Below are 11387 nucleotides of genomic sequence, written 5' to 3'. Positions count from 1 at the left end.
TGCGCTTCAAAGACAGATTCTTATGCGTTTGACACGAAGGCCTAATGCCTTGACGTTGATGTACCCCTTCGATGAGTAGCAAGCCCAAGAGTTCGGTCGAGTCAGGAGGGATTTTTAGCCGAAATAAACACGGCGACCTAAGCCGCCGTGTTTATAGTCCCTCAAGGGTTGTACTGTCCCGTACACGCCTTGAAGAGAACTTGAAGAACAGAGAGATTTCCTCTCACGCTACTGATCTTGGTGGGCACTTCACCTTTAGGGTAGCGGCGGATGGTAGGCAGCTCTACACAACGATAACCCAGCTTGGGCACTCGATAGGACAGGTAAGCCAACAGCTCATAGGTCATGAACACATCACGGAATGGAGCGACGCGCGGATCCAACAGCATTTTGCGGCTATAGGCCCGGAACCCCTGGGTCGTATCGGTCCAGTGAAAGCCTGACGCCATGCTCAGCATAGGCGCATGAATGAAGCGAATAGCGAAATCACGGGACTTTGGCGTGTTTTCAGCAACACCGCCTTGCAGGAAGCGCGACGCCTGCACGAAGTCCGCCCCCTCCTCCAACGCCTTGATGAACCGCGGGATAGCCTCAGGATCATCCTTGTCGTTACCGTCAATCGTCACGATGCCCTCGTAGCCCTGCTCCAATGCAAAGGCGTAGGCACAACGCAACTGAGCACTTAGCTTACCAGGTCCCTTTTTGAGCAACAGGCCTCTAACACCCTTGGACTTGAGGCGCTCCAGCTCCAATGAGCCGTCTGTGCTGCCGCCATCGATAATGATTACATCCGACGCTTGATCAACGTTCAGATCCTTCATCCGAGTCAGCAAACTGACAATACGGCTTCCTTCATTGATCACAGGAATGATGATGCATGTGGCGTGCTGCTTGCCCAACCACATCGTTTTTTCATACGCAGGCACTTGCCAGGAAGTGCGTATGTGTTCGGAAATATCTGCTGTCATAGTCATTTCTACATTATGAGCTTACACGGGCCGTAATCAGCGCAACACCGGCGATTACCATGATGATCCCGGTAATGGTCGTCCATGGGAAAGGTTCTTTGAATATCGCTGCCGACATGATCGCCACGGTTGCTATGGCACCAGCGGTCAAAACGGGATGCGCCACATTCAGCGGCAAACGTGCAAGCGCAGCGGCATACAGCAGAAACGCCAATCCATAAAGAAAAAGCCCAAGCCAGAATGGCCAGTTGCTTAACGCTCCCATAGGATCGGAAAGACTTGGAAACTTTCTTGGTGGCATCATGGCCATCTTTACAAGGACACTGGCAGATGCATTGGACAGGATGCCCAGTATGAGGATCATCCACTTCATGCCATTACCCCTGCTTGCACACCATCTCGATAGAGCCGTGTAGCAACGCCCAGTGCTCTTTCGATAGATGCCATGTTCGACTCTTCCTTGGCAGGGAGCATCTCGATAGTCACGACATGATCGGGAAGGTGTTTTGCCAATGCTTGGGCAACCTGCGCATGCTTCGAACCGCCATCACCCAACGTAATCAGATTGGGTTCACTGGCATGTATATGCCCAATGAAAGGTGCAAAGCGGGCAATGATCTCTTCAGGATTTTCGTCATTGATCGCCAAGGCGCCGGTATCGAGTTGCATCCGGATAGAGTCATGATCAACTGCCTCAACTACACGAGCAGTCTCTACACTATTGACCATGAAGTTAGCGCCATAACAGGTGGGATTTGGCTCCAGGCATATCAGCACACCATGACGAGCAGCAATATCACCCAAGCGGCGGAAGAAAGGGATAGCTACGCTATCTACCTGTTCATCCGCAATTGCAGAGCGATCACGGTTCTTGGGAGAGCCAAATACCAAACGCGTAGAGCCCAGGCCTGCCGCAATACGGCAGACGGCATCCAAGTGATCCAGCATTGCCTGCTGTGACTCAGCGGAGCCAAAAACATTTAATCCAGTAGTTCCGAATAACAGGGACTGCATACCTGTTAGCGAAACACCACGGGACTGCCACCACTGCTCGACCGCCCGGATCTCTGCGTCAGTCGCATCCTTGGGCTGCGGAAAGTATTTACCGGGCGCTATATCGACTGCATCTACATCATAACGGGAAAGCAGCTGCGCTACTTCTTCGTCATTGGAAACATCCCAAGCGATGTTGGAAATGGCGACTCGCATCAATGAGCCTCCGAAGCAGTCTTCGCTTTCAACGGCTCGGACTGTGCATATGCCCTTACTGCCTGAAGCGTCTCACGCTTGCTGTACTGATAGCCGGCACCACCGCCAAACTCCTCAGCATGGAGGGATTGGAAATCATACGAAGCTGGAGCGTTGCTTAATTCATTAGTGAACTCGAAGCCAAAGCCATAGCGAGCGATATCAGCGACGCTGACAGGCTCCGAAGTAAAATGCACCAGTTTGAGATTAGCCTTCAGGGCAGTCTGGATGTCATACCAGAGATTGACCATGGGATAGAACTGGAATACCCCACGGCTATCGATGACCGAAAGATTATTATCGTTCAGGAAGTCAAAAATAACGTTCTTGCGAAGTCCTGGTCCAACTAGACCTGGCAAACGAACAATCAGGTAATTGGGGAAATGACTTTCTACGAATTTCTCAAGGCGCCTGCGATTCAAGCCATACGCATGCAGGCCCTCTTCAACAACAGGCGTTTCTTCATTGACTCCAACGGGCGAGCCGAATACATCAACAGTGCTGATAAGAACAAATGTCTCGCATTTAACCTGCTTCAAGTGTTCGATCAAACCATCGATTTTCTCACGGTCAGCCTCGGGATCCTTGTTCGCGATCCATTTCTGAGCGGGGGCACCGGCGCATACAAGCGTGTGATAAGCCTTTTCGCCTACCTCAGAGATGTTGGTCGAGCGAAACTGGCCCTCAAAGTCTTTTTGCTTGAGCAATGTCGAACCGACAAAGCCGCTATATCCTATAAGCGCGTCTGGCAAACTCATTCCTATCACCCCTGAGTATTTTTAAAACGAAGACAATATTCCGACTCGCACTTTTCGTACGGATACCTTTCATCCAGATACTTTTTGAGTTCAGGAAATTTGTCGTGCATTGATATGTCGTTGATATTGAACGACCAGAACGTTGTGGAGTAGACCACGACAGAGGGGTCTGACTTTTTCAGATCCGAAATCATGTCTTGCTCATACACGCGCGTGGCATACACCGGATAAATGTATTTCGTACACGCGGGCAAACCTGTCACGCCATTGATAATTCCGTTATTGGAAAGATCAAACACACACTGCGATCCTGACCCCTTGATCTGGCTGGCCGCCCAACGCGCACCGTCAGAGACCAGCAGAGAGTTCTCAGGGGGCGACGCCATATTGGGTAGCCACTTGTAGCCGTTTACAAGAACATTGGGGACTGGCGATTTGTAAAGTGTAAAGGCAGCCAGCAACCCCGAGAGACCTACCAGGGCTACATACCCCAAGGGCTTGCGGTTGCTGTTAATGAGTACCAAACCCAGCAGAACTGCAAAAAAGGGCATCGGGTTCTTACCAATCAGCCCTAGAAGCAGCATAGACCCAACCACCGCCACGGCTACGGGCTTTTTCAGCAGCACAAATTCCTGCTTTCGGCCCGTCTTACGCAGCTGATCATAAGCGAAGAGGAAACTGAGCAAAGGCGCCCACATACCCATCGGAACATGGATGAAATCTGCACGGTTGGTCGCGATCTTGTACAAAACCAACATCAGGACAGCCAGCATTCCAGCAATGGCAAACGCAGAGCCGAAATGGAACGGCTTAGGCAGCGCTTTGAACAGTGCATAATAAGCCAGCACTGTCGGTACGGTCAGTAGCGCGCTCTGAATGATGAAGCGTGGACTGTGATACGTCCATTGCGAGGATGTACTGAGTAGAAAGTCGAAGTTCCGTAGATAATCGCTAAGGGAAAACACCTCGGTCATCAGGGACAGTACAAGAAACGTCCCAACAAAGATGGCCATGGCATAGATGAAACGGCGATCGTAAAAGCTGGCCAGAAGCACGCCCAACCCTATCGCCCCAAACCCGGTAATGCCCCGGTCATAAGACCAAAACATGTTGAATGCTGCAGCAATACCCAAGAGAGTCGCTTTAACAAAAAAATCGGAGGAGCGATTGGCTCGCAAACACAGCAGGAATAAATAGATCGAAAGCAGCAAGCACAGGTCACGGTAACCAACCAGTTGGCTGGCTACCACCGCCACTGCAACGAGTGTCAGCAACTCATATCTAGCGCCACGCTCAATGAATAAAGACGCTATCAAGTAAAACAGCCAAGCCGCACCTAGGTTGCACAGCGCGTAGGCAACCTGGGTATAGAGAAAGTTATTATCCGGCCCGCTGAAATGAGTGGCGATCCAGGCAGGCAAAAAGTCGAGCGCACCATGAATGGTGAAGGCATGCTCACCTACCCGACCATGCAGCATACTGGGCAAAGTGGCAAAGTATTCTCCCTGGTGAAAGGGATCGACAATATTGCCGGGGCCTAGCGTAAAAAAACTGACGAAAGCAAATGCGAATAGCGCAACGACTCCGAGCCAACGGACTGACCGAGCTGGAGTGACATCCGCGAAATTGGTTGCATCAGTGGATGGATTCGGCATCTAGCTTCTCCAGAACATCAAAAATGTTATCGATTTTTCCACCTAGAACCGAGTAACAATTGGGCAGTTGGGCGTGCTGCTCAAAAAGAATTGGCCGACCGTCATCCCCTTCGTTCTTAACGAGAATGGTCTTGACTTCAAAAAGCGAGTCCCTGTACTGAACATTGGCAACAGGCGCCATGTAGCGTGCTACATCTCGAATCATGCGATCAACGCGTGTGTCACGATGGTAATGCTCAAGGCGATGATAGGGATCGAGATCCGGTGAATCGTTCCACTGCATATGCGGCGTGTAGCGTACATGGGATAGCGTATGTAGCCCTCTCGCAGGGAAAGGCATCATGGAAAAGAAAGGCCCATCCATCACCGTAACGCCCAGGCCTTTAAGCGCATCCGGCATCTCAACCAAGGCCATTTCTGTTAACTCATGCTTCAACTTGGTTTGAGTACCCGGAAAGTCGCCAGAAAACTGATTCAGGCCACTATAGGTGCAGTTAAAAATGAACCGCGTGGAGCGCTCTACCGATTTTCCATCCTGCTCATAAGTGACCGAAAGCGTGTCACTGCCCTGCCGATGAATAGATTTCACCCTGGTATTAAGTAATACCTCGACTCCAACTTCATCGAGTTCGCGCCTCGCCTCTCCTGCCAATTCTCTAGAATTGAACGCGTACTCTTCCGTTAGATAAACAGCCTCAATAAGCCGTGGCTCAAAGAGCTTTTCCATTGACGCAGGTACAGGTTCAAGCTTTGCACCAATTTCATGACAAAACCGCTCGAACTGCTTGGCAGTAACTTTCGAGTTATTACGGGCTATGGCGTAGAGCTTTGTAAAGTTTGTGACTACAGCGTCAGGATAGTCTTTTATAAAGCGGGGTAAGTTGACGCGACTTCTGAAGGCAGTCGTGAAACTACGCGGATAATGATAGCCGTTATGCACACGGGCCTGATTGTTATAAGACGCACGATTGAGCAGAGTCGCCTCTCGCTCAATCAACGTCACAGCCTTGAAACCTCGTACTTTCATCAAATACAAGGCAATCATGGATCCGTAGAAACCGCCACCAATGACAATAGCATCCTGCATGATGTATGTATGCCTTAAGCCATATTAGAGGCAGCAGCAGTCACGGTAGACGGCTGTGGGTCACTGACAACCTCGATGTTGAGTTTCTCGCGTCGCGTCATGATGGCGCTCGTAAACTCCTGAGCAACATGGTATGCCGGCCCTTCATTGGTACGGGTAGCCACTTGCAGGATGTATTCGCCCAATACCAGCAGCACGAGGGACAAAAGAAAGAACATGCCTGACTGTTGCAGGGATAGCGTTACCCAACCTGGCGCAACATCCGACTTGAGAAGCCCAACCGCGATGACATATGCCGAGTAGATAAGGTTGGCTGCAGCACCAAACATGCAAAGCATGTTGACCAGTCGCATAGGGGCACGCGTTGTAGAGATCAGGAGACGGATTCCCCGCTCGATACTGTCTCCCAGACGCTTGTTCTGAGGCGCTTTGGGCGTAGAGCTATAGGTCAACTTTGTCTGAGCAAAGCCCGCTGTTGCCGGCAAATGACGATAGGTCAAAGCAGGAACAGGGTGTTGCAGAATAAAATTAACTACGCGCTTGCTCAACAGGCGATACTGAGGGGCATCGTTTGCAAGGTCGATGCCGCCTAGACGCTTGTACAAAGAGTTAAAGCTGGAGAAGCAGGCTTTGTAGGCTAATGTACGCTTGGGCTTTTGGGAATTGGCCGCAAATACAACGTCACTTCCCTCCGCTGCTTTTTCCAGCATTGCAGGCAAGAACCCGACATCGTCCGTCAGTGGATCAATGACGGCTACATAATCGCCAAGTGCATTTTCCAAACCCACCCAGCAAGCGGTATCCGTATCGACCTCTTTGGTCAGAGCATACACCTGAAGATTCGGCAGCCCCTTTTCACCAGTCAAATCCTTGAGCATGGCTACACTGTCATCGGTAGAGGCGTTGTCAACAATGATCAACTCATAGTCACTCACTAGTGAGGCGATAATACTCGCCGCATTAGTCAATGACTCTGCAAGCTCCCTAGACTGATTACGGACAACAAAAACGATTGATAACAGAACGGGATAATAAGACATTCACGCTTCCTCTCAGAGAGCCCAAGTGGGTTGATCCATATTCAGCAAAGCTGTCTAGATAAACTTTAATATTGCGGCTTCATTAAGAATGGGCGCGACATAACGAACAAACCATCACAGCCAACTCAATTGGCCGTGCCTGTAAAACAAGTTCATTGCTGGGCTCTGCTTGTTCGAATCGTTATCGAGGCCAACACGCTCAGCCCAATGAGCACCGGAATAACATAACTATAATTAAGGAATCTTGTTACCCCTTAATACTAGCGCCAGCGATAGATTCTCATGCCCACCAAAGGTTCCCCTTCAGTCTGCCAACCCCATCACATATTTATATATCGGTTCTAGGACGGCTAACTATTAATATCACTTTACGGTAGAACTCATATTAATAGTCATATTAATAGTTGCCATAAAAATGAAAGGACAACCGTTAACGCACAATAATATAAAAGACCATAAAGTCCAGTTTATGCGTTAGTCAAGGATGTGAAGAGTAGAAGTGCGTGAGGTATTGCAAGTTTTATGGTGTCCCAGGCGAGGTTCGAACTCACAACCTTCCCCTTAGGAGGGGGATGCTCTATCCAATTGAGCTACTGGGACCAAATGACGTCGTGCGAGAGCAGAATGTTAACGACAAGAGCGCGCTTTGTCATGCGTTATGTAAAACCTAGCGTTAAAGACCGCTATTCCCAGAAATCATTGCTAAGCTTCTCATTAGCATTGATTTAGAGAGAAGCCACTTTGCTTTTTTTGAAAATTGTCACTAAATTGACGCCAATAAGCTCACGCAAGTAATAGCGTTGAGAGCAAATAACAAATGCTGTCCCAAGCTTCATGAAAGCCTTGTTGGCATCGTCCTTGACCACTTAGATGAATGTACTCATGACTCAGGCAATTAGATCGTACTCCAGTCGCACAGCTGACAAATTCGTCGTCCGTCTTCCCGAAGGAATGCGCGAACGTATCGCCGAAGTTGCACGCAACCATCATCGCAGCATGAATTCTGAAATCATTGCTCGACTGGAGCAGAGTCTCATTCAAGAAGGCGCTATCGATACAGACCCGAGCATGCGTATGGATAGTCCAGAGCTAAGCACTCATGAACGGGAACTGCTACAGCGCTTCAGGCAACTTTCTGGACGCCAGCAAAACGCCCTCCTCTCTCTGATTGCCAATGACGTCGAGTCATCACAGGAATAAAGTATTTGTTAAAGGATCAGGGATACACCCTGATCCTTTCGCTTGAAGTTACAGAAGGAACATAGTGGCAAGACCAAGGAAGATGAAAAAGCCGCCGCTGTCTGTCATTGCTGTAATCAGCACACTGGACCCCATTGCGGGATCTCGTCCAAACCGTTGTAACGTCATGGGAATCAATACTCCCATAAACGCGGCTAGCAAGAGATTCAACGTCATGGCAGCCGTCATGACGACCCCCAACGACCAACTGTTATAAAGGTAATAGGCAATCAGGCCAATTACCCCACCCCAAATCAATCCATTGAAGAGCGCAACACCTAGCTCTTTCCTCAACAATCTCATGGTGCTGCTGGCATTGAGCTGACCCAGCGCGATAGCACGCACAATCATAGTGATCGTCTGATTACCCGAATTACCGCCAATACCTGCAACGATAGGCATCAAGGCGGCCAGCGCTACTAACTTTTCAATGCTGCCTTCAAAGAGCCCGATTACACGAGAGGCAACAAACGCCGTTACCAGATTCGTAGCAAGCCAGGTCCAACGATTGCCGACCGACTTCCAAACAGAAGCAAAAACATCTTCGTCTTCACGAAGACCCGCCATGTTGAGGACTTCAGATTCACTTTCCTCGCGAATCAAGTCCACCATTTCATCGATAGTGAGACGACCTATCAATTTGCCATTCTTGTCAACGACAGGCGCAGAAATTAGATCGTAACGTTCAAACGCTTGAGCGGCCTCGTAGGCATCATTATCAGGATGAAACGCTACCGGATCGTTAGCCATTACCTCAGCGACTTGCTTTTCCGGGTCATTGACCAAAAGCCGCTTCACAGGAAGCACGCCCTTCAATATGCCGTCATAATCGACAACAAACAGCTTATCCGTATGGCCTGGCAGCTCCTTCAAGCGACGCAAATACCGCAGAACAACCTCAAGCGTGACATCGTCGCGGATAGTCACCATCTCGAAGTCCATCAGTGCGCCAACCTGATCCTCTTCATATGAAAGCGCTGAGCGCACCCGCTCACGCTGCTGGGCGTCCAGAGCCTCCATAAGCTCATGTACAACATCTCGAGGCAGGTCAGGCGCCAGGTCGGCCAGCTCATCAGCATCCAGCTGTCCTGCCACTGCAAGGATTTCCTGATCATCCATGTCGGCGATCAGTGTTTCACGAACAGAGTCGGAGACTTCAAGAAGGATGTCGCCGTCACGCTCGGTCTTAACCAGGCTCCAGACGGTCAGACGCTCATGAAGTGGAAGCGCCTCAAGGATAAAAGCAATATCGGCCGGATGCAGTTCATCCAGACGGCGACGGAGTTCGGACAGCCCCTCTTCATGCAGCGCCTCATCAGGCTGTACAACCTGCTCGTCGTGAGCGGGACCTTCAACGAAACGATACTGATGGAGCAGCTCAACGACTTGAGCCAGTCGCTCCTGCAAACTTTCCTGTGGCTTTCTTGCTTCCACTTCACTCATAAGCGCACTCCATCCCCGGCAACGGAGCGCGCTGCGGGAATTAAATCTTTAATAAACGAAACAGCGATCGAAGTTTGTTAGATCGGGGTATGTCCATGGAAAGGGTCCACGAGCCCCGGCGGGGCTGACAGCGGAATCATAGCACTGCATGCGCTGAATCGGCGATGTAAAACAGTTAAAAACAATCATTTGGCAGCTAATGCTCATGCCTGACCGAGCCTGGCCGTTGATCTGCGGAGCCAATCACAGCGGCACGGCGCATCTCGCACTACGCTATGAACAGATGTCATGGAGGACAGCTATGTACCGTAATCCCGTTACACTTCTATGTTTGGTAACGTTGTTTTTTTCAAATATGGCTACTGCCACAACGGTCTTTCGGTGTGCAAGCGAAGACGGCCATATCAGCTTTTCCGCAAATGGCTGCCTTAAAGGCGATACGATCAGCCACCAAACCGCTGATAATCCCAAGCCTGGCGGCAACGGACCCAAAACACCGATATCGACACAACCGTTATCCTCACCTTCTCCCGCCAAGGATCAGTTGCCTGCCCACCATGAGCTGGCAGTTGTGGGAGCCAAGGAAGGAGCCTGCCCAAACGTGCTTTCAGGCTCGGAAAGAAGAATGGCGGTCATCCACAAAAAGGTTATAGCGGGCATGACGAAAGAGGATGTCGAAAGCGCCCTGGGAAAGCCAGACAGGATCGTCGAGAACAATAATCGCGCCCGTTACTACTATGTAACGCAGCGCAAGAAGCATTCACGCGTCATTAGTTTTGATGATGCGGGATGCGTTGCAGATACAGAAAGCAAATATAAAAAAGCCACACCCTAACGGTGTGGCTTTCGAGCGTTACAACACTGCTTTAGGATACGACCCTAAAACTTTCAAGGCGACCGTATCGCCATTGATTTTTTCCAGCACATCCTTGATGAGAGGATCATGCTGATGACCGATGAAGTCTATAAAGAAAACATAGGTCCACTTACCACTGCGGGACGGACGTGTTTCGATGCGCGTCAGGTCAATGTTGTTGGCATGAAACGGCATTAGCAAATCATGCAAGGCGCCCGGCTTATTGCGAGTCGACACGATCACAGACGTCTTATCATCGCCGCTAGGCGGGACCTCCTGATTTCCGATAATCAAAAACCGCGTGGAGTTATCTGGACGATCTTCGATTTTCTCATGCAGCTTTGACAAACCATACAGGGAAGCCGCCATATCCCCTGCTATCGCCGCGCTATTCCATTCACTTTTAACCCGCTTCGCAGCCTCGGCATTGCTCGAAACTGCGATTCGTTCGATGTTAGGGAAATACGCGTCTAGCCATTTACGGCACTGAGCCAGGGACTGCGCGTGTGAGTAAACACGCGAAATGCTATCTGTCTTGGTCGTTTCACCCACAAGCAGATGATGGTGGATACGCAATTCCACCTCGCCGCAGATAACCAGATCATGCTCCAGGAAACTATCAAGCGTATGGTTGACGGCACCTTCAGTTGAGTTCTCAACAGGAACCACACCAAAATTTACGGCCCCAGCCGCCACCTCACGAAAAACTTCGTCGATAGCGGCCATTGGCCGTGTCTTTACCGCCATACCAAAATGCTTAAGCGTAGCCGCCTGCGAAAACGTACCTTCCGGCCCCAAATAGGCAACCTTCAATGGCTCTTCAAGCGCAAGGCACGACGACATGATCTCTCGAAACAAACGAGCCATGTCCTCGTTACCCAACGGGCCCTGGTTACGCTCCATTACCCGCTTGAGCACCTGCGCTTCGCGCTCCGGTCGATAGAAAACCGGACTTTCACCCTCACCTAGCGACTGCATTTTCACGCGAGCCACATCCTGAGCGCAGCGGGCGCGCTCACTGATGAGTTCCTGAATCCGTTCATCCAAGCTATCGATACGGAGGCGCAGGGCCTTGAGCTCTTGTTCCGCCATG

General features: G+C 50.4%; 11 protein-coding genes and 1 tRNA gene. 2 read left to right on the top strand and 10 right to left on the bottom strand.

The annotated features are described in order from the left end of the window. Positions 1–161: 161 nt before the first annotated feature. From AC4LF3_RS07675 to AC4LF3_RS07640, 8 genes are all read right to left on the bottom strand, one after another. A complete protein-coding gene (locus AC4LF3_RS07675; RefSeq protein WP_010797867.1) occupies positions 162–968 on the bottom strand; it encodes a glycosyltransferase family 2 protein in 807 nt (268 codons plus the stop codon). Positions 969–981: 13 nt separating this feature from the next. Then, complete coding sequence (locus AC4LF3_RS07670) at positions 982–1341, bottom strand: EamA family transporter (protein ID WP_010797866.1); 360 nt, start codon at positions 1339–1341, stop codon at positions 982–984. Next, positions 1338–2177 (bottom strand): sugar phosphate isomerase/epimerase family protein, encoded by an 840-nt coding sequence (locus tag AC4LF3_RS07665; RefSeq protein WP_404627685.1) that lies wholly within the window; start codon positions 2175–2177, stop codon positions 1338–1340. The genes AC4LF3_RS07670 and AC4LF3_RS07665 overlap by 4 nt, the downstream gene beginning before the upstream one ends. After that, on the bottom strand, positions 2177–2974 hold the full coding sequence (locus tag AC4LF3_RS07660; protein WP_404627686.1) for an NAD-dependent epimerase/dehydratase family protein: 798 nt from the start codon (positions 2972–2974) through the stop codon (positions 2177–2179). Before AC4LF3_RS07660 ends, AC4LF3_RS07665 begins: the two co-directional genes overlap by 1 nt. A 5-nt stretch (positions 2975–2979) precedes the next feature. Next, the gene (locus AC4LF3_RS07655) at positions 2980–4629 is read right to left on the bottom strand and encodes a hypothetical protein (RefSeq protein ID WP_313548606.1); all 1650 of its coding nucleotides are present in this window, start codon (positions 4627–4629) and stop codon (positions 2980–2982) included. Further along, a complete protein-coding gene (locus tag AC4LF3_RS07650) occupies positions 4610–5716 on the bottom strand; it encodes an FAD-dependent oxidoreductase (protein ID WP_313548608.1) in 1107 nt (368 codons plus the stop codon). The genes AC4LF3_RS07655 and AC4LF3_RS07650 overlap by 20 nt, the downstream gene beginning before the upstream one ends. Positions 5717–5730: 14 nt before the next feature. Next, positions 5731–6756, bottom strand: coding sequence for a glycosyltransferase (locus tag AC4LF3_RS07645; protein ID WP_313548611.1), 1026 nt, complete (start codon positions 6754–6756; stop codon positions 5731–5733). Between the two features lie 523 nt (positions 6757–7279). Further along, a tRNA-Arg gene (locus AC4LF3_RS07640) sits at positions 7280–7356 on the bottom strand. Between the two features lie 282 nt (positions 7357–7638). Between AC4LF3_RS07640 and AC4LF3_RS07635 the strand changes: the two genes are divergently transcribed. After that, positions 7639–7956, top strand: a complete 318-nt coding sequence (locus AC4LF3_RS07635; protein WP_491835032.1) for an Arc family DNA-binding protein — start codon at positions 7639–7641, stop codon at positions 7954–7956. A gap of 48 nt (positions 7957–8004) precedes the next feature. Here AC4LF3_RS07635 and mgtE read toward each other — a convergent pair whose 3' ends face one another. Continuing rightward, positions 8005–9438 (bottom strand): magnesium transporter, encoded by a 1434-nt coding sequence (mgtE, locus tag AC4LF3_RS07630; RefSeq protein ID WP_010797859.1) that lies wholly within the window; start codon positions 9436–9438, stop codon positions 8005–8007. A 301-nt stretch (positions 9439–9739) separates the two neighbouring features. On the opposite strand from mgtE, the gene bamE reads away from it, so the two are divergent. Then, entirely contained in the window at positions 9740–10273 is a 534-nt protein-coding gene (bamE, locus tag AC4LF3_RS07625) for an outer membrane protein assembly factor BamE domain-containing protein (RefSeq protein ID WP_404627689.1), read from the top strand. 18 nt (positions 10274–10291) lie between these two features. On the opposite strand, the gene pheA is transcribed toward bamE, so the two are convergent. Continuing rightward, positions 10292–11386 (bottom strand): prephenate dehydratase, encoded by a 1095-nt coding sequence (gene pheA, locus AC4LF3_RS07620; RefSeq protein WP_010797857.1) that lies wholly within the window; start codon positions 11384–11386, stop codon positions 10292–10294. Between the last annotated feature and the right edge of the window lies 1 nt (position 11387).

The organism is Pseudomonas sp. C2.3V (assembly GCF_058536325.1).
This window is presented reverse-complemented; position numbering and strand designations above follow the sequence as displayed.

Bases quoted from the DNA above. Each gene is read 5' to 3' on its own strand.
- AC4LF3_RS07655 (WP_313548606.1), bottom strand. From the start codon at position 4,629: ATGCCGAATCCATCCACTGATGCAACCAATTTCGCGGATGTCACTCCA.
- AC4LF3_RS07645 (WP_313548611.1), bottom strand. From the start codon at position 6,756: ATGTCTTATTATCCCGTTCTGTTATCAATCGTTTTTGTTGTCCGTAAT.
- AC4LF3_RS07650 (WP_313548608.1), bottom strand. From the start codon at position 5,716: ATGCAGGATGCTATTGTCATTGGTGGCGGTTTCTACGGATCCATGATT.
- AC4LF3_RS07665 (WP_404627685.1), bottom strand. From the start codon at position 2,177: ATGCGAGTCGCCATTTCCAACATCGCTTGGGATGTTTCCAATGACGAA.
- bamE (WP_404627689.1), top strand. From the start codon at position 9,740: ATGTACCGTAATCCCGTTACACTTCTATGTTTGGTAACGTTGTTTTTT.
- AC4LF3_RS07635 (WP_491835032.1), top strand. From the start codon at position 7,639: ATGACTCAGGCAATTAGATCGTACTCCAGTCGCACAGCTGACAAATTC.
- mgtE (WP_010797859.1), bottom strand. From the start codon at position 9,438: ATGAGTGAAGTGGAAGCAAGAAAGCCACAGGAAAGTTTGCAGGAGCGA.
- AC4LF3_RS07670 (WP_010797866.1), bottom strand. From the start codon at position 1,341: ATGAAGTGGATGATCCTCATACTGGGCATCCTGTCCAATGCATCTGCC.
- AC4LF3_RS07675 (WP_010797867.1), bottom strand. From the start codon at position 968: ATGACAGCAGATATTTCCGAACACATACGCACTTCCTGGCAAGTGCCT.
- AC4LF3_RS07660 (WP_404627686.1), bottom strand. From the start codon at position 2,974: ATGAGTTTGCCAGACGCGCTTATAGGATATAGCGGCTTTGTCGGTTCG.
- pheA (WP_010797857.1), bottom strand. From the start codon at position 11,386: ATGGCGGAACAAGAGCTCAAGGCCCTGCGCCTCCGTATCGATAGCTTG.